The sequence below is a fragment of the Brevibacillus sp. JNUCC-41 genome, assembly GCF_014844095.1.
Taxonomy (GTDB): Bacteria; Bacillota; Bacilli; order Bacillales; family DSM-1321; genus Peribacillus; species Peribacillus aracenensis.
Map to the genome: position 1 here is coordinate 3,128,063 of NZ_CP062163.1, position 16,303 is coordinate 3,144,365.

The window sequence follows — 16,303 nt, forward strand, 5'->3', positions numbered from 1 at the left end:
GTAATAACAACTATAAAAATAAAGGCTATTGATTGAAAAAACCTTTCCATTTAGGAAAGGTTTTTTTTATTTCCTAATCCTACCATTCATAAAAAAACAGTTAAACAAGAAAATAACAATAGAACGAAAAATTAGGATGTGAATCTATGTTCAGACAAGGAAGATATTTTAAGGGCAGCTTACTGGTTTTTATGGTTGTTTTGTATGTGCTTACTGGATGCAGCAATCAGAATGATGGAAAAACGGAGAATTTAGCAATGATTAAGCGTACGAATCCTGAACCGATGGATATCATTAATGGAATGGATGGGAAGGATGAAAAGGGACTGATCTCAAAGGTCAAGGAAACAGTTGCTAATGAAGACTCCATCTATGACGTAATCGTCGTGAAAAACGAAAAAAAGATTATCGTCGCTTATAAAGTTAAGCATCTGCAACGTTTTCATATGAAGAAGATTGAAAAGAATGTGACTAAAAATCTGGAAGAGAAGTTTCCCGAAAATGATTTTATCGTATCGAGCGATTATAAAATCTTTTTGGAATCTGTGAGATTGAACGAGTTACTCAAAGAAAAAGATGTACCCGAGAAAAAGGCAAGGAAGAAGTTCAACGAAATTGAAGAACTTCAAAAAGAATTAATTTAGAAGAGAGGTTCAGCTATGAGCGGCAAAGAGAAAACGACCCCACAGCAGAATGCATATCAAGAACTTCAAGGGAAGCATGAAATTAAAAGACCAATAGTGAAGAATTGTTTGAAAGCCTTTTTAGTAGGTGGCATTTTCTGCATGGTCGGACAAGCCATTTCGTACTTCTATATTTACTTTTTCAACTTTACGGAACAGACAGCTGGTGGTCCTACAACTGCCACCATGGTGTTCCTGGCCCTTTTGATGACCGGTTTCGGATTTTATGACCGCATTGGCCAGTTTGCTGGAGCAGGAAGTGCCGTCCCTGTTACAGGATTCGGTAACGCAGTCATTTCGGCTGCAATCGAACATCGGACGGAAGGTTTTGTACTTGGTGTTGGATCCAATATGTTTAAATTGGCCGGATCTGTCATTTTATTTGGAGTATTTTCAGCCTTTGTCGTGGCGTTGATAAAAACAATTTATCAAATGAGTGGGGGCTAAGCGGTGTTAAAGGGAGAACAAACATGGATGTTTACCAATAAACCGGTCATCTTGGAAACAGGGGTAACAGGCGGGCCATTTGAAGCAAATGGAGAAATCGCGGGTGATTTCGATATCCTATACGACGATTTGTGGATGGAGCAGGAATCATATGAGAAGGCACATCGACATTTGATGGAAAAAGCGGTTGAGCTTGCATTGGAAAAAGGTAAGATCAACAAGGAACAGGTACAATTTTTTTTGGCGGGTGATTTAATCAATCAGGTTACACCTACAAGCTTTGCAGCCAGAACTAATGGGATTCCATACTTCGGCTTGTTTGGAGCCTGTTCCACTTCAATGGAAGGGCTTGCTCTAGCTGCCTTCATCACTAATTATGGCGGGGCTAACTATGTGTTGACAGGTGCCTCGAGCCACAATGCAGCTGTAGAAAAACAATTTCGCTATCCAACTGAATATGGAGGGCAAAAACCACCTACAGCTCAATGGACGATAACCGGAGCGGGGGTGGCGCTGGTTGCTCCTGATGGAAGCGAGCAAGGGGAATTTCCCCACATTGTCTCGGCCACTATCGGGAAGGTCATTGACATGGGATTGAAAGATCCTTTCAATATGGGGGGAGCGATGGCCCCGGCGGCCGTCGATACGATACTTGCCCATTTCAAAGATACTGGTTTGACCCCGGATGATTATGATTTCATCATTACTGGTGATTTAGGTCAAATAGGGTGGAAGACAGCGATTGACTTATTAAAGCAAAAGGGATGTGACATCAATCAGGAAAAATTCAAGGATTGCGGATTGATGATTTTTAAAAAGAATCAGCCTGTTTTGGCTGGCGGGAGCGGCGCGGGATGTTCGGCAGTGGTTCTATACGGTCATATATTAAATGAGATGATTTCTGGCAAATATAAAAAAATCCTGCTTGTCGCAACAGGAGCATTATTGTCACCACTTTCCGTCCAGCAAAAAGATACGATTCCGTGCATTGCCCATGCGGTGGCCATTGAATATGGGATGAATTCATGAAAAAGGAGAGATTTCGATGTTAGCAATGTTTTTTTGGGCCTTTGTCATCGGTGGCTTGATCTGTGTCGTCGGCCAGCTTCTTTTCGATGTTGCTAAGCTGACACCGGCACATACGTTAAGCTTGTTCGTTGTAATAGGAGCTGTTCTTGGCGGGTTTGATTTATATGCGCCGCTAGTTGACTTTGCCGGTGCTGGAGCAACCGTACCGATCGTTTCGTTTGGGAACTCGCTGGTGAACGGGGCGATGATGGAATCGGAAAAACATGGGCTCGTTGGCGTACTGACAGGTATGTTTGAAATTACGAGTTCCGGTATCTCTGCTGCAATCGTCTTTGGATTCATCGGAGCTTTGGTTTTCAGGCCAAAAGGATGAATTAGCCGAAATAGGCAGCCTGGACTAGGACATGGCCTATACATATTTGTCCAGACCTACATATGTTATCAGTAAGCTTTAGCGAGAGCGAGGTGATATGTATGTTTGGTTATGGTGGCTACGGTTGTTGTGGCGGCAGCGGTTATGGCTACGGCGGCGGTTATGGCTACGGTGGCGGTTCCACTTTTGCGATAATCGTTGTATTGTTTATTCTATTGATCATTGTAGGGGCTTCTTTCTGCTGTTAAGGTAAAAGGAATAGGCAGAAGAAGCCTATTCTTTTTTTTTGTTTGGGCCTAGCACCATTTTTCTGATAATGCCATAGGATAGGTACAGAAAAGGGAGGGGCTTAGGTATGGATAATAACTTTTTTAAGAACATAGAAGGTAAAACGGGCGTAAATATGAAAGATGTATTAGAATTGGCAAACTCGCTGCAAGGAGCCAATTTTAAAGATGAAACAACTGTTAGAAATGTCATTAAGCGTGTTTCAAAAATTGCGAACAAACCGGTCAATAAGGAAACGGAAGATAAAATCGTCCATTCCATCGTGTCTGAAGGGAATAAACTGGATTTCGGTACTATTTCTAATATGATAAATAAAAAGTGAAAAAAGGCCTGCTATCATGCAGGCCTTCAGTTTTTTTAAAAAAGTTGCAGTTGCTTCCAGAAATTTGCCGACTGCCTGCCAATCCTCCTCGCCATAAGCATCTAGCGATGTCCCGGCAAGTTTGTTTTTCGGCAGGAGTGTCGCAAATTTCTTATTTTAAGTAAGGGTTTCATAAAACAGTAAAAATCTAAAGTATAAACTGTTCTTATACATGGTTCGGGAAGAGACCATGTATAAGAACATCTTGTATTTCCTAAGATGGAGAGCATCAGCTTTTGGTCAAAGCTTCAGAAAACGTGATGGGTGGGCGGTCCGTCCGCGTCTAGTTTGCAGGATGGAAAGGTAAAGGTCCTTTTTTGCCCTGGTTGCCGCTACATAGAGCAATCGTCTTTCCTCTTCAAGGGGGGATAGTTCCCCTTTCCGGTAAGATTCAAGTGCGAAATCATGAGGAATGCTGCCATCGACAGCAGCAAGAACATAAACCGTGTTATATTCAAGCCCTTTGGAACGGTGTATGGTGGTAAGCTGTATGGCATCCTTAAAATGTTTCGATAGCTGTTTAATCTCTTGTACCATCGCAGTCATATGATCGACATGTTCAAGGAAAGCGGCGACGGTGGGGAAACGATTTGCTGCCACCTTTAAGTCACGGATGTCATCGGATCCTTTTTCCAGGTTCGCATCATTCCCGCGTTTCTTTACATATTCCTGGTATCCTAAATCTTTCTCGATGATTTCTAAAGCTACGAGTGGCGACATAATTTTTAAAGAGCGGATCTGTCCTGGAATCGTTTTTAATTTTCGTTCTTGAAAAGCATGTCCTGTCTTAACAAAAGCAAATGCATCGATAAAATCACAATCCTGCAATATTGTCATTGCTTTTAACTCCTGTAATATACTTTGCTTTAAGAATAAGGAGGATAGGACATCAGATGCTGCCTTGCTGTCATGAGGATGCAAACTCAAGCGCATAAAGGCAAGCATGCCGCGGATGACCTTGCGCTGATAAAACGAATCCGCATCCTTTTCAATGACGAATGGCAGGTTGGAAGCGGCTAGTCGTTCAAAAATGGCCCTGGACATCGTATGTGTCCTGTACAATACTGCAAAGTCCCCAGGGTTTGCTCCCTTGGATATTTTTTCTTGGATATCGGATACGATCATCGTTGCTTCCAATTCCTCATCATAAGGATAAAATAAAACAGGAGGGTTTCCTGAATCATGTTGTGCCCTCATCTTTTTCTCCATCCGGTTCTGGTTGCGCTTGATCAATCGGTTCGCTGTAGCGACAATTTCATGGGAAGAGCGGTAATTCTCCGTAAGCTTCACAACTTGGGATTGAGGGAAATCATGATTGAAATTCAAAATATACTTCGGATCGCTTCCTCGGAATGAATAGATGGATTGATCATCATCTCCAACTGCACATACATTTTTTGATTCAGCAGAGAGGAGTTTTATCAATTCATATTGAACTTTATTGATATCCTGAAATTCATCTACCAAAAAGTAGTTAAATCTTTGCTGATATTTCTTTAAAAAATCCGGGTGATTTTTTAAAAATACATAACAGCCTACAAGCATATCATCAAAATCATACTTCCCTGTTTGCTGTTTATATTCTTCATATTTCTTATATAAAAATAAACACGATTTCTCCCAATCGTCCTTAGGGTGAATATCTTCTGGAAAGGCCAAAGAGTTTTTCCAAAGTCCGATTTGCTGAAGGGCTTGATCATATGCAAATTCCTTATCATCAAGTTCCAGTTCCCTGCCAGCCTGTTTCAATACCTTTTCTTTTTCCCATTCCCACTTCAATAGGAAATCGCGCTGCCATTTGGCTGGTTCATGGAAAATGAGGATTTTATAAAAGATGCTATGAAAGGTCCCGCTAACGATTTGAGAAACAAGGGAAGGCGTCATATAGGGATAGCCGAGCAGACGCTGCTGCATTTCCTTAGCGGATTTTGCCGTAAATGTTACAAGCATGATACTTTTTGGATCAACTTTTTTCACTGTAAGCATATAGGCAGTGCGTACTGTCAATACGCGGGTTTTCCCGCTGCCTGCTCCTGAAAGGACGAGAATTGGACCATCGATTGTCATTACGGCCTTGAGTTGCTCTGCATCGAGTACAACCCCTGATGAGGATAATTCTTGAAAGTATGGTTCCTCTGATTGTGAAAGACCCAATGGTTTATCTGAATATTTCGGATTGCCGGTTATGGGCCGGCTTTTAAGGAAAGGTTCTGTAATGGTTTTCGTTTCCGTAATGGTTCGTGATGTTGGAATCCTAAATCCGTTCTGTTCCACATATTCTAATGGCTTGTCCTCGTTCATCGGTTCTGAAAGGGGTATTTCACAGGGTACCTGCGACGGGTCACTGTGATAAAAATAAGGTGTCTCATGGATTCCAATAAATAATTTCACTGGTTTATGACAAATGATACAAGAAAGCTGATCACGTTTTCCTTTTTCAAAAAGTGTCTGCAGCTCACCAGCTGAAACGGTATGTAAATGTACGATTTCATTGCCAGATTTTGCTTGATTCATATAAATGGATACCTCTAATCTATTAAAAATATCGGCAATACTCATCATACCAGAAGATCAGGAAAAAAGAATGCGGAAATCATGTTTAAATTATGGTTCCGGATGGGTAATTGAATGACAACATTACTATTTAAATATAAGGAGGGGTTACTATGGGATACATAGCACCTGTTACACAATTTGATTATATTCAATATGCTAACCGGACGATCGAAGCTGCAGAGAAAGTAAGAATTGTTAAAGGGACGGCACCCATTCAACCTATCCGTTTTGATCAGATGTTGGAAAGGGAAAGGGAAAGCATTGGAGGATTACTACAAATTCAAGATAATAATCGGGTAAGTACATATGGTGCAGGCACATATAAAGGTCAAATGGGCATGAGGGCAAGTGAAGATTTTACGGCTGGAATGACAGGAAAAGGAAGGTTTATCAACAAAAGTGTCTAGTTTCTCCATGAAAGACAAAAGAGGACACGTGAAGTGTCCTTTTTGTGTTGATTTTTTTTAAAGAATGTCAATTTCCACGATTAGAGCTAACAATAGTTGCAGTAATAGTTGGATGTTTAAAGCGACTTGTGCATCAGTGGTTGTAATGTCGATATCACGGCTGTTTTCAACAATTGTTTTTTGGCGCGTGATTTGTTTAACATTAGAAGATTGGATTAATTCTTGAGTGATCCTATCAGCATTATCAGAATCTGAAATGGAAATGCTTACGATGACCGCGATAGCAGCTTGTAGGGCAGTTTGTAGAGAAAGGGCCGCTTTAACATCCGTTGAAGTGACATTTACATTACAAGAATCTTTAATGTAAATAAGTTCTTCAGAAAGCTGCACTTGATTATTATCCTGTTTTGCCTCTTGGTCAATCTGTGTTTCCTCCTCGTTACAGAATCCTGTCAGGGGATGTCTGGAAGCGGAATCTAGAGCTGACCATGATCTTTCAGAATCATCATGAGTGTTACAATTGCTACGATATACATTTTGGTTCATGTTGTTTTTTCCTCCTTAGGTTTTATTCCCTATTAAAATATGCTTTGATGATTAATCGGGTTGGACGAATAAATCAGTTAATTCGTCTATTTTTTAAATACTTAGAGAAAGTATTAGTGTGTGGGGGATGATTAATAAAGAAGCTGGAGCTTTAGGAATGAAATGTATGTGCTGCTATGTCTCGGTTTACTTATTTCTCGCCAGCAAGTAGGGTGATATGGTGCGTCATTTATTTTTGGAATCCGTGAATTTATTGTGAATGGAATTTGTAACTGGATTAACATCATGTTCCGTGATGTTCTTTTCTTGGTTAATGATTTTTTGTGATTGCTCTTGTAAATGACGAATGGTTTCTTTAAGGTTGTTTTTCTCTCTCTCAGTTAGATCGACTTTTTCCCTTTTGAAACCATATTTTCTCATAGTCCTCGAAACCAGCAGTTCCATCAGTCTTTTTTGAGACTCCTCCAGATTAAAATCATTGTTACCCATAAAATTTTCCCTCCTTCTTGCTTTCTATATATAGACTATGCATTTTTGAGGAGATTGCCATTGGACGCAAATGGTTTTTTTTTATAAAACGATATATAAGTCCATGAACGAACAAAAAAAGCTGTCCAATCAGAAGACTGAAAGGACAGCTTTTTTTATCGTAAAATGGTTTTCTTCATCGTTTTATGAGCAATGCCAGCATCCATGAATTCGTCGGATACGATCTCATACCCTAATTTTGAATAGAAAGGGATAGCATGCACCTGGGAATCAAGCTTCAATTGAGGCACTTCCTGCTCGATGGCGTATTCCTCGATGGCATTCATGATCATGGCGCCGGCACCATTCCTACGGCCCGAGGATAGTACACAAATGCGCTGTACTTTACCGATGTTGTCAATGACCCTGAAGCGGCCGGCACCAATTGGCTGATTCTGCTCATCATATAAAACGAAATGAGTGGACTCTTGTTCATATTCATCGATCTCTTCTTCAAGAGGGACGTTTTGTTCTTGGACGAACACTTTTTTTCGAATCATATATGCATTTTCAAGCTCTTGGCTGTTCTCTGCGATTTTTACAAACACGAAATCATTCAGCTCCTAATCTAAATGTTTCGTAAACGGTCCATGCCCCGTCTTCAAGTTGATACAGCAAGTGGACTCGTTTAACCTCTTCTTCATGGCTGATGTCAAGCATACTTAATTGGCCTAAAACATCAGAATGCTCATTATCCGATAAATCTTGAGCGATGGTAATATGCGGGACAAATGCATATTCACTTTCACTTTTTATGAAGTCCTCATTGTTAAGTGCATCATGAAGCTCTTGAAGCCCTTCGGATAATTCCACTTTGAAATAAATAGTATTGCTTACGGGTTGGAAAGATTTCGTTTTCGTAACGCTCATCGTAAAAGGGCTGCACTTTTGAGCGATGCCTTTTAATTGTTCCGCGATTGTTGAAATTTCCATGTCAGTCGCTTCGAACGTTGGTTTAAGCGTCAGATGCGGTGGTATGAAAGCATATTTCGTATCATACCGTTTGCGATAGGAGTTAGCTAAATCTTGAAGTTTTTTTGAAGGGAAAATTGCAACACCATATTTCATAAATAAAACCTCCTGATATTTTTTTATTGTTGTATTATAGTTGGACATGTTTTTACTTGAAACCATCTCAAAGAGATGGTTTCGAGTAAATTAGAACATTTCCAATAGTGCTCGTTTTAAATCTGCCTGCCAGTATTTCCAGGTATGATTACCTTCAAATTCTTCATAGAAGCAAGGAAATCCTTTTTGGTTTATTAATTTATGCAATTCCCTATTTGGTTCTATGAAGTTTGCCTTGTTGCCCTCCGTCGTCGGAACAGCTGTTTCACCAGTCCCGATCACATGATAAAGTTCGAGGAGATGCGGATCCTCAAAATTACGTACAGCGTCCATTACTGCTTCATTGGCAAGTGGCGACTGCATGATGCATTTCCCGAATGTATGCGGGTACTGCAAAGCGGCCAATAAAGAAACTGTACCGCCAAGAGAGTCACCGATCAAAGTTCGACCATGTCCCATTTGATAGGTTGGGAATTCATCATCTAAAAACGGGACAAGTTCATGGGCAAGAAAACGTATGTATGCAATGTGCTGTTCCCCGTCCGGATGATATTTGCGCCTGCGGTCAAAGCGGTCTTTATAGGGAATTCCGACAATGATGATATTCTCGATCTCATCGTTCCCTAACAGTTCATCTGCTACCCGACCAATTCGGCCCATTTGAAAATAATCACGGCCATCCTGAGCAATCACAAGCGAATATTTATACAATGGCGAAAAATTAGCAGGCAAGTAAACAAGCAGTTCCGATTCTTCTGCTAAAGCTTCGCTTTTAAACATGTACTCTTTAATTGTGCCTTTGCGTAAACTCATTTTCCCGCACCTCAATGATAAATAATAATGAAAAACAACTTACTTGATTATTTTAGCATAGCCTTGCGACTTTTTCCCGTGACAAGAATTTAGAATATAAAATTTTCGTTATATTTTCTAAAAATTTAAATTATAAGGTGCTATAATACAAGGATATAGAAAAATAATACAAAAAAGGTGGCGAATAAAATGGCAGATGTACATGTACACAGCAGGGAAGTAACAAAGGCGGCTAAACGAACATTATTGGAGCGCGGTGTCAGTGTAGAGGCAATTGCAAAAATCGTTTATGAATTGCAGATCCCGTACAAAGCTGATCTTAAGCTGGAGGAATGCATCCACAGCGTTGAGCGTGTCCTGTTGAAAAGGGAAATTCAACATGCCATTTTAGTCGGTGTGGAGCTGGATAAACTGGCAGAGCAAAAAAAGCTATCAGAACCCCTGCAATCAATCGTTGAGTCTGATGAAGGGCTATTCGGAGTGGATGAAACGATTGCCTTTGGTGCAGTACTCGGTTACGGAAGCATTGCTGTAACGACCTTTGGCCATTTGGATAAAAATAAAATAGGCGTCATACACGAACTTGATAAGAAGCAAGAAGGAATCGTGCATACCTTCCTGGATGATATCGTTGCAAGCATTGCCGCGAGTGCCGCCTCAAGGTTAGCTCATCGTCTGAGGGATGAAGAAGAATCGTTAACCGAACAGGAAAAGGACATCCAGGAAGAAGAAGAGTTAATAGGTTGAACCTTGATTAACAATCTTCATCCAGACCTGTCAAACCTGGCCTTAATGAAGCGGGCAGAAAGGATATTGTCTACTTTAAATGTCCGTTTTGTCTGCCTTAGAAAACAGAATGCGTGAATATGGCCTGGATAAACCTCAAGCACCTGAATTTTCCGCTGCGTAATCTTACCTTGTTCGGAGAGATAAATTATCTCCAATGGAGCATTTTCTTCCATATGTTTACGAAGTATATATTTCATTCCCTGTCACTCCTTTGCTGACTTGCTTGCTAACATTATATGCGAACATACGTTTTGTATGCAAGTGAAAAGGGAACGTTAGTTCTTTTTTTGTTGAGATAAAATATGTCCTTACCAATTAGTCATTACATACGTCAAGTTAACTCAGTGGGAGAACACTTTCTTGACGGGGAAGGCTGGTCGTTTTTCACTCTACATACAATTAACGATTTCAAGTCAATAATGCTTACGAGATGAGAAGTTGTCGTGTATCGATACTATTAGTTCAACCTTAACGACTTTACCAATAATAAACTTCTGAATCACTTTTCTTTCTATTTCAAGAAGGGGGAGGTGATTTTTTGTTGCTTGATTGGCTTTCAAAAAGAATTATTAAGGGAGACAACTCTCAGTGGTTGCAAAAAAGCCTTTTAATGGACTGGGTGAAAAGGAATGACTCAAATAAAGATATCTTACCCCAAGGGTGCTCAAGGGTTATCCATAAGGGTACTCCGTCAACGTCTATTCATCCCGTTTTGTTCGCGATTGTGCAGGGTGGCTAATGTTTTGTAACTTCTTCTAACGGTCCTCGCAGAAGTACAAAGCCGCTTCTTCATCATGCCAAACTGAAGTGCATTATGCTTCACCCCATTGTCAGATGGAGAAGGGAGAACCTGTTTCCACGATTAACATCCACAAGAATCACTTCCTTATTATTAGTCTCTTAAAGTGAATTTTTGCTAAATGGAATTTTGCATACATTTGGATATCCATTTTATAAATCATTGAGCGTCGAGTATAGTACTCAGGGTAACGTTGTTTACGTCAGGTAGATGAAACTGAAAACGGCAGGTGCTAATAAGGGGAGCTGGGTGTTAGTTTTACCAACTAACGGGAATCAAAGGCGAGATGGAGCCAATTATGGTCAGCAATCCTTTTTTTATTTGTTCACTTTCATTGTTGATATTGAACAAATAAAAAAGACCATTTATTGTGTTCTTCTTTAGTGTTTCTTAATGAACTAGCGTCCTGATAGTTAGTGTTTGAAAAAAGTAAGAAGTTAACTTTTTACTATTACTTCACCCCTTTTGGTTAACAACCAACCTTCTTGAAAACGTATACTACCCAGTAGATTTTTGCTGTTTTAATTAGATATATTTTTACTTTTGTACCATATTGTACAAACCCCTTTTCCTTTAATGAATAAAATAACCAGAAAATAAAAAAAGGAAAAGGTGATTATAATTAAAAATCATTATACTATTTCACATTGTAATTCCTTTGTAGACACCACATATCTTAATAAGAAATGTAATCAAAAGAAGCCGGATGATTGTCATAGTTGTCATAAGAAGCACAATGACTGTGTATGCGATGAAAAGAAAACCGATGAATGTCATTTGTGCCTGAAGAAACATAATGATTGTCACTGTGACCATAAGAAACATAATCTAGTGAGAGCATCTGCGTTTAGGGCTAATAAGAACACACCACAACTTTACAAAGCCGCGGTTACGCCCTCTGTAAAAGTTTTATACCAAACTGAACAATTTGATTTAGCAAATGAATATAATCCTCATATATCAACATTTATTCCAACTGAGAATGGAATTTATGAGATAACCGCAAAAGTTTCATTTTGTCCGTCAAAAAGAAAAAGTGATAATTCCTCAAAAAACAAAAAAGATAGTTGCAAATGCGATTATTGCAAAAAAAATAGTTGCAACTGTGAGTATTGCAAAAAAAGTCATTCTTCAAAAGACAAAAAAATACCTTCTTCAAAAGAAGGATATGCCGCCTCCATTTCCATTAACGTAAACGGAGATGATATGGATATTGTTAATGACTTCTTTGGAAAATCAAGACCTATTGGACTATCGGTTACTACAATCCTTCAGTTACAAGCAGGAGATCGGGTACAAGTAATATTTAGCGCAGGCGCAAACGGAGAAATTTTAGCAGAGGCACCTTTAACCAACTTTCAAGCTGCTAGATTCCCCTCTCCTATGTAAAGATCTTTTCCTGTCTTTTCTTTGCTTAAATCTTAGATTGAGCACATAGACATCATATTTGTTAATTAAAGTTGAGAAAATCTTATATGTAGGAGCCTAGGATTCTCCTCATAATTGGTTAGTTGGACTCTATTCTTAGAAATTTTTGGGTCAAATCCTGCTGGCTTCTTTTCTTCTTTGACTTTGTTCAAAAAAAAGGTTATCGGGAAAAATAGTAAATTCTATTGAACAAGGCCTAAAAAACAATGACCATACTCAGTGTCAGCTCCCAGTGTTATGACTAAAAGACAACAACAATATCGGACTTCAAAGAAAAGATCCCTTCTCAATTGGGCTTCTTTACGAAAATCTGGAGATAACGGATATAGGGAACTCATTAAGATGTAATAGTTTAAATATTGAACGCATTCTTACAAGCTTTCAACTTTCAAGGATTAACTTCCCAAGCCACTTTACGATAAAAATTTTTTTAGCAAAACTACTTGTTTTATTTTGAATACCACTATATAATAAATCTTGTCCAGTAAAGAAGTCAGCAACTAATTAAGCTTTAAAAGCAAGCTCTAAAGAGCTTGATTTACATATTGACTTGTTAGCTCAGTGGGAGAGCACTTCCTTGACAGGGAAGGGGTCGTGGGTTCGAATCCCTCACAGGTCATCAACTAACAAAGGCATAAATCCTTGGTATAACAAGGATTTGGGCCTTTTTTTATTTTGTCTTACTGGATGAGTTTAAATCAACTAGAGTGATTTGCTCACATTTTGCTAACGGGACTTCTGAAGGGCGTTGTGGAAAATATCAGCCACTTCATCATCTTGGTTGGGCATCATATGGGCGTAATGCTCTAACGTGATGGTAGGATCCGAATGTCCTAAACGAGCCGCTACTTTGACGATATCTACCCCTTCAGAGATCAAGATGGAAGCGTGTGTGTGCCGGAAATCGTGAAACCGAATGGGTGTTACGTTAGCCGCTTTACTGATACGCTTCATCACACGTAACACGTTCCGTGGATCTTGAAAGGTGCCAATCTCCGTACAAATGACTAAGTTCTGATCTTGATAAAGTTCCCCAATTCTTTTTCTCTGGGTTTCTTGTCGTTCCTTATGAGCCTTTAATGCCTTGATCAGGAAATCTTGAATCGGAACCTGCCGTTTTGATTTTTTCGTTTTCAGCGTGGATAAACGATACCCTTTATTAGGAATGTGAGAAAGGGACCGTTGTATCCGGATGACTTTTTTTTCAAAGTCAATATCGCTCCATTTTAACCCAAGGAGCTCACCTTTCCTCATACCCGTATAAATGGCGATTAAGAAGGTTAGATAATGTCGTTCTCCCTTGCATTGATTAAGGAACGAATCAATCTCATCAAAGGACCATATCTTCATTTCTTCTTTTTTCACCGAGGGTGGATCAGCATTAATCACCGGATTGAAACTAATCTTTTTCCACTTTACAGCTTGATCGAAGGCCTGATTTAACAACTGGTGTAATTTTCGTATGGTACTCGTACTATACTCCTCATCTAATTTGAGGTTATAAAAAACATCGATATCTTCGGTCGTAATTTTTGAAAGCATTTTGTTGGCAAAAGGATTTTCTCGTATTAAGTGCTTATCCATCAAATACTTTCTGCTTGAGGCCGTTGTTTCTGTAATCCTTTTTTGATAATGGGACGTAAACCAAAAATCCATATAGGATGAAAAGGATTCTTTGCTCGGATCGACAAATCGATCTTCATCCAGTTCAGTCTGAATCTTTCGAAGAGCAGCTTGTGCATCTTTTTTTCGAGGAAATCCACTCTTTGTTTTTTGTCTTCGTTTACCTGTAATCGGGTCTCTTCCTATGTCTACAATATATGACCAAGTATTTCCTCTTTGTTTAACAGTGCCTTTCATTTTGCTTGCCCCCATATCCTATAGTAGTTCGTGTTAGAACATTGGAAAGCAAGTGGTCTAGTATCAGTTTGACCACTTACTTTCGGTTCTATAAGCCACTCTTTTCCTCTAGTTTTCAGATAGCAGCTTGAATAGTGCTGCTTGTGCATCTTTTTGGCGTGTGAGTCTGCTTTATATTTTTTGTCTACATTCACCTGTTAGCGAATTTTTCTCAAAATCTACTATATGTTCAAGAGTTTTCGCTCTTTTTTGAGCTACCTCTCATTATGCTAACCTCCGTAAATGTTTGATGAAAATTATGTAAGGTAAGTAGGTAGTTGGTGATATGACCACTCCGTACTCACGGTTTTATAAGCTGCTCACTTGTTGCTGAGTCAGCCAGTTAAAAAACTCATCACGGAGCACACGTTTACTGCGACCTAATTTAATAAGTGGAAATGATTTTTGTTCCATTAACTCATAAGCGGTTGGCTTAGATACCATTAAAATTTCAGATAAATGTACGGCTGTTAGGATCATTGGATAATCTTCGATGTTTTTAGGCATACTTTATTTCTCCTTTTAATTTTAATTTATTAGTTTAATAGTGATTAATTAGAATTAACTGATTTAATTCGGACACATTATATTTTTAAAAACCTTTCGTTTTCAAGGGGGGACTCGAAAAATAATAAAAAAGTAATAAGATAATGCATAAAAAGTAAATTTGAGAGATTGTGATGGTTTCTACTTAACTAATGGGGCAGGTTAGTTCAAAAAAAGGGAATTTTACCTTTTTCAGTTCGTATAAAAAGGTAGCAGGAAATAGTGTGTCTTTGGGGGTGAAAAGGATATAAATATAATTAAAGTATTCCAAGTGTTTTTTTCCTTTTTCAGTAAATTTAAGTATTTTTTATGATAAAATTAATCCAGCTTAATGTTGGAGGGAATAGATTGAAACCACTGATGTTTGCACTCATAATTTTATTATTAGCTGGATGTTCAAATGATGATAAACAATCCGCTGAAAGATTAAACACTTACGTAACGACTAGTCTTAATGATTCTGGTTTTAAGGATTATATAAAAAGAGACATAACGATTACTAAGGACAATGAGGAAAAGAATGAATCAAACACCCACTATATATATACGGTCGGTGCAGAGCTAAATGATGATTTTTTCAACAATTTATCAATGGAAGAACAATATAACTTCATAATCTCCTTATCTGATGAATATGATGGTGAGTTTGATTGTGGAGATGAATCACAATGTACAATAGGAAAATTCACATTTCAATACAATGACGATATTTATGAAGTAAGTCCACAAGATAATTTTCTGAAAACCATTACAATTAACGGAGATTCATACAGTTTAGATGATGTCCGTCCAAAGGAAGAAACAGAAACACAAGAGGCTACATCCACAGAGGAAGATACAACCGAAGAGGATGCAACAGAAGTAACACCCTCTATAGATACCGATGCCGTTTATGCATATATGAAAGCAACCTATGAAGAGTTAACAAATTATGGGGAGACTTATGTTCCAGAAGTACACGATCCCCAAATCGCTGAATTGGCTAGTGAAAAATTTGGAATTACCGAAGAAGAAGCTAGTCAGATATATATCGATATAGAAATGGCCGGAGGGCAATGATAAAAATCGCTGTCTTTAAGGCAGCTTTTTCTTATGGAACTAGCGGGGCAGGTTAGTTGAACAGAGTTATGATATAAGTATTGGGGTGATTGTATGAAATATACTTGTCCTTGCTGTGGCTATAAAACATTAGATGAAGAACCTCCTGGAACATATGAAATTTGTAAAATTTGTTTTTGGGAAGATGATGGAGTTCAATATAGTGACCCAGATTATGAGGGTGGTGCCAATATCCCATCTTTAAGGCAAGCACAAAAAAACTATCTTGGGTTTGGTGCTTGTGAGGAAAGGTGTATTGAGTTTGTAAGAAAACCTAATGAGAAAGACGGAAAGGACCCTGTTTGGAAACCCTTAATTTAAGGAAAACTGTTGTTCCATCGCTTACGTCTTTCGGCCTCGGCTTAGCTCCCGACTAACAAACGGGTGCTTTATCTGAAGATCGGAGCTGTCTTTAAGGCAGCTTTTTCTTTATGCAACTAACGGGGCAGGTTAGTTGAACAAGAACTTTGATTATTCTAGAGATTGAAGAGGGATTTTTGTTGAAATTAAAGGATGAAGAATTCGAAAGGATATCTAAGCTAATTATGAAAACAATTCTTATATATTTAGCAGGATTATTAGTTTATCTTATATTGATAGCTAATTATGAATCTCGATTTGATAGTCCATCTGCCATAATCTTTA

General features: G+C 38.7%; 20 protein-coding genes and 1 tRNA gene. 12 read left to right on the forward strand and 9 right to left on the reverse strand.

What is annotated here, in order from left to right; all coding sequences use genetic code 11:
- Positions 1-146 precede the first annotated feature (146 nt).
- The 6 genes from JNUCC41_RS15205 (at position 147) to JNUCC41_RS15230 (ending at position 3,142) form a co-directional block, all read left to right on the forward strand.
- Positions 147-644: a YhcN/YlaJ family sporulation lipoprotein gene (locus JNUCC41_RS15205; RefSeq protein ID WP_192203728.1), complete on the forward strand. Its 498-nt coding sequence runs from the start codon at positions 147-149 to the stop codon at positions 642-644.
- 15 nt (positions 645-659) lie between these two features.
- Positions 660-1,130, forward strand: a complete 471-nt coding sequence (spoVAC, locus tag JNUCC41_RS15210) for a stage V sporulation protein AC (RefSeq protein WP_192203729.1) — start codon at positions 660-662, stop codon at positions 1,128-1,130.
- 3 nt (positions 1,131-1,133) lie between these two features.
- Positions 1,134-2,159: a stage V sporulation protein AD gene (spoVAD, locus tag JNUCC41_RS15215; protein ID WP_192203730.1), complete on the forward strand. Its 1,026-nt coding sequence runs from the start codon at positions 1,134-1,136 to the stop codon at positions 2,157-2,159.
- Positions 2,160-2,175: 16 nt separating this feature from the next.
- Positions 2,176-2,532: a stage V sporulation protein AE gene (gene spoVAE, locus JNUCC41_RS15220; RefSeq protein WP_192203731.1), complete on the forward strand. Its 357-nt coding sequence runs from the start codon at positions 2,176-2,178 to the stop codon at positions 2,530-2,532.
- A 101-nt stretch (positions 2,533-2,633) separates the two neighbouring features.
- Positions 2,634-2,780 (forward strand): YjcZ family sporulation protein, encoded by a 147-nt coding sequence (locus tag JNUCC41_RS15225; RefSeq protein ID WP_192203732.1) that lies wholly within the window; start codon positions 2,634-2,636, stop codon positions 2,778-2,780.
- 107 nt (positions 2,781-2,887) lie between these two features.
- Complete coding sequence (locus JNUCC41_RS15230; RefSeq protein ID WP_192203733.1) at positions 2,888-3,142, forward strand: sporulation-specific transcription regulator SpoVIF; 255 nt, start codon at positions 2,888-2,890, stop codon at positions 3,140-3,142.
- Positions 3,143-3,421: 279 nt separating this feature from the next.
- Here the strand turns inward: JNUCC41_RS15230 and JNUCC41_RS15235 are convergent, their stop codons facing one another.
- Positions 3,422-5,695: an ATP-dependent helicase gene (locus tag JNUCC41_RS15235; protein ID WP_192203734.1), complete on the reverse strand. Its 2,274-nt coding sequence runs from the start codon at positions 5,693-5,695 to the stop codon at positions 3,422-3,424.
- Positions 5,696-5,847: 152 nt separating this feature from the next.
- On the opposite strand from JNUCC41_RS15235, the gene JNUCC41_RS15240 reads away from it, so the two are divergent.
- Positions 5,848-6,144 (forward strand): hypothetical protein, encoded by a 297-nt coding sequence (locus JNUCC41_RS15240; protein ID WP_192203735.1) that lies wholly within the window; start codon positions 5,848-5,850, stop codon positions 6,142-6,144.
- Between the two features lie 57 nt (positions 6,145-6,201).
- Here the strand turns inward: JNUCC41_RS15240 and JNUCC41_RS15245 are convergent, their stop codons facing one another.
- From JNUCC41_RS15245 to JNUCC41_RS15265, 5 genes are all read right to left on the reverse strand, one after another.
- Positions 6,202-6,690, reverse strand: a complete 489-nt coding sequence (locus JNUCC41_RS15245) for a spore coat protein (RefSeq protein WP_192203736.1) — start codon at positions 6,688-6,690, stop codon at positions 6,202-6,204.
- 225 nt (positions 6,691-6,915) lie between these two features.
- Positions 6,916-7,179, reverse strand: coding sequence for a hypothetical protein (locus JNUCC41_RS15250; protein WP_192203737.1), 264 nt, complete (start codon positions 7,177-7,179; stop codon positions 6,916-6,918).
- A 155-nt stretch (positions 7,180-7,334) separates the two neighbouring features.
- On the reverse strand, positions 7,335-7,766 hold the full coding sequence (locus tag JNUCC41_RS15255; RefSeq protein WP_192203738.1) for a GNAT family N-acetyltransferase: 432 nt from the start codon (positions 7,764-7,766) through the stop codon (positions 7,335-7,337).
- A gap of 4 nt (positions 7,767-7,770) precedes the next feature.
- Positions 7,771-8,286, reverse strand: a complete 516-nt coding sequence (locus JNUCC41_RS15260; RefSeq protein WP_192203739.1) for a YjcG family protein — start codon at positions 8,284-8,286, stop codon at positions 7,771-7,773.
- Positions 8,287-8,376: 90 nt separating this feature from the next.
- Positions 8,377-9,099: an alpha/beta hydrolase gene (locus JNUCC41_RS15265; RefSeq protein WP_192203740.1), complete on the reverse strand. Its 723-nt coding sequence runs from the start codon at positions 9,097-9,099 to the stop codon at positions 8,377-8,379.
- Between the two features lie 189 nt (positions 9,100-9,288).
- Between JNUCC41_RS15265 and JNUCC41_RS15270 the strand changes: the two genes are divergently transcribed.
- Complete coding sequence (locus JNUCC41_RS15270; protein WP_192203741.1) at positions 9,289-9,846, forward strand: phosphatidylglycerophosphatase A family protein; 558 nt, start codon at positions 9,289-9,291, stop codon at positions 9,844-9,846.
- A gap of 17 nt (positions 9,847-9,863) precedes the next feature.
- Here the strand turns inward: JNUCC41_RS15270 and JNUCC41_RS15275 are convergent, their stop codons facing one another.
- Positions 9,864-10,085: a hypothetical protein gene (locus JNUCC41_RS15275; protein ID WP_192203742.1), complete on the reverse strand. Its 222-nt coding sequence runs from the start codon at positions 10,083-10,085 to the stop codon at positions 9,864-9,866.
- A 1,433-nt stretch (positions 10,086-11,518) separates the two neighbouring features.
- Between JNUCC41_RS15275 and JNUCC41_RS15280 the strand changes: the two genes are divergently transcribed.
- Positions 11,519-12,076 carry a complement C1q domain-containing protein gene (locus tag JNUCC41_RS15280; protein ID WP_192203743.1) on the forward strand — a complete coding sequence of 186 codons (558 nt, stop codon included), beginning with the start codon at positions 11,519-11,521 and terminating at the stop codon, positions 12,074-12,076.
- Positions 12,077-12,662: 586 nt separating this feature from the next.
- Positions 12,663-12,734, forward strand: a tRNA-Val gene (locus JNUCC41_RS15285).
- 107 nt (positions 12,735-12,841) lie between these two features.
- Here the strand turns inward: JNUCC41_RS15285 and JNUCC41_RS15290 are convergent.
- Together JNUCC41_RS15290 and JNUCC41_RS15295 are read right to left on the reverse strand one after the other, a co-directional pair.
- Entirely contained in the window at positions 12,842-13,975 is a 1,134-nt protein-coding gene (locus JNUCC41_RS15290) for a site-specific integrase (protein ID WP_192203744.1), read from the reverse strand.
- A 348-nt stretch (positions 13,976-14,323) separates the two neighbouring features.
- Positions 14,324-14,521, reverse strand: coding sequence for a helix-turn-helix domain-containing protein (locus JNUCC41_RS15295; RefSeq protein WP_100533856.1), 198 nt, complete (start codon positions 14,519-14,521; stop codon positions 14,324-14,326).
- Positions 14,522-14,908: 387 nt separating this feature from the next.
- On the opposite strand from JNUCC41_RS15295, the gene JNUCC41_RS15300 reads away from it, so the two are divergent.
- Together JNUCC41_RS15300 and JNUCC41_RS15305 are read left to right on the forward strand one after the other, a co-directional pair.
- Positions 14,909-15,619, forward strand: coding sequence for a hypothetical protein (locus tag JNUCC41_RS15300; RefSeq protein ID WP_192203745.1), 711 nt, complete (start codon positions 14,909-14,911; stop codon positions 15,617-15,619).
- Between the two features lie 93 nt (positions 15,620-15,712).
- Positions 15,713-15,979, forward strand: a complete 267-nt coding sequence (locus JNUCC41_RS15305; RefSeq protein WP_192203746.1) for a CPCC family cysteine-rich protein — start codon at positions 15,713-15,715, stop codon at positions 15,977-15,979.
- Positions 15,980-16,303: the final 324 nt, after the last annotated feature.

Bases quoted from the DNA above. Each gene is read 5' to 3' on its own strand.
- JNUCC41_RS15205 (WP_192203728.1), top strand. From the start codon at position 147: ATGTTCAGACAAGGAAGATATTTTAAGGGCAGCTTACTGGTTTTTATG.
- spoVAC (WP_192203729.1), top strand. From the start codon at position 660: ATGAGCGGCAAAGAGAAAACGACCCCACAGCAGAATGCATATCAAGAA.
- spoVAE (WP_192203731.1), top strand. From the start codon at position 2,176: ATGTTAGCAATGTTTTTTTGGGCCTTTGTCATCGGTGGCTTGATCTGT.
- JNUCC41_RS15225 (WP_192203732.1), top strand. From the start codon at position 2,634: ATGTTTGGTTATGGTGGCTACGGTTGTTGTGGCGGCAGCGGTTATGGC.
- JNUCC41_RS15230 (WP_192203733.1), top strand. From the start codon at position 2,888: ATGGATAATAACTTTTTTAAGAACATAGAAGGTAAAACGGGCGTAAAT.
- JNUCC41_RS15235 (WP_192203734.1), bottom strand. From the start codon at position 5,695: ATGAATCAAGCAAAATCTGGCAATGAAATCGTACATTTACATACCGTT.
- JNUCC41_RS15240 (WP_192203735.1), top strand. From the start codon at position 5,848: ATGGGATACATAGCACCTGTTACACAATTTGATTATATTCAATATGCT.
- JNUCC41_RS15245 (WP_192203736.1), bottom strand. From the start codon at position 6,690: ATGAACCAAAATGTATATCGTAGCAATTGTAACACTCATGATGATTCT.
- JNUCC41_RS15250 (WP_192203737.1), bottom strand. From the start codon at position 7,179: ATGGGTAACAATGATTTTAATCTGGAGGAGTCTCAAAAAAGACTGATG.
- JNUCC41_RS15260 (WP_192203739.1), bottom strand. From the start codon at position 8,286: ATGAAATATGGTGTTGCAATTTTCCCTTCAAAAAAACTTCAAGATTTA.
- JNUCC41_RS15265 (WP_192203740.1), bottom strand. From the start codon at position 9,099: ATGAGTTTACGCAAAGGCACAATTAAAGAGTACATGTTTAAAAGCGAA.
- JNUCC41_RS15270 (WP_192203741.1), top strand. From the start codon at position 9,289: ATGGCAGATGTACATGTACACAGCAGGGAAGTAACAAAGGCGGCTAAA.
- JNUCC41_RS15275 (WP_192203742.1), bottom strand. From the start codon at position 10,085: ATGAAATATATACTTCGTAAACATATGGAAGAAAATGCTCCATTGGAG.
- JNUCC41_RS15290 (WP_192203744.1), bottom strand. From the start codon at position 13,975: ATGAAAGGCACTGTTAAACAAAGAGGAAATACTTGGTCATATATTGTA.
- JNUCC41_RS15295 (WP_100533856.1), bottom strand. From the start codon at position 14,521: ATGCCTAAAAACATCGAAGATTATCCAATGATCCTAACAGCCGTACAT.
- JNUCC41_RS15305 (WP_192203746.1), top strand. From the start codon at position 15,713: ATGAAATATACTTGTCCTTGCTGTGGCTATAAAACATTAGATGAAGAA.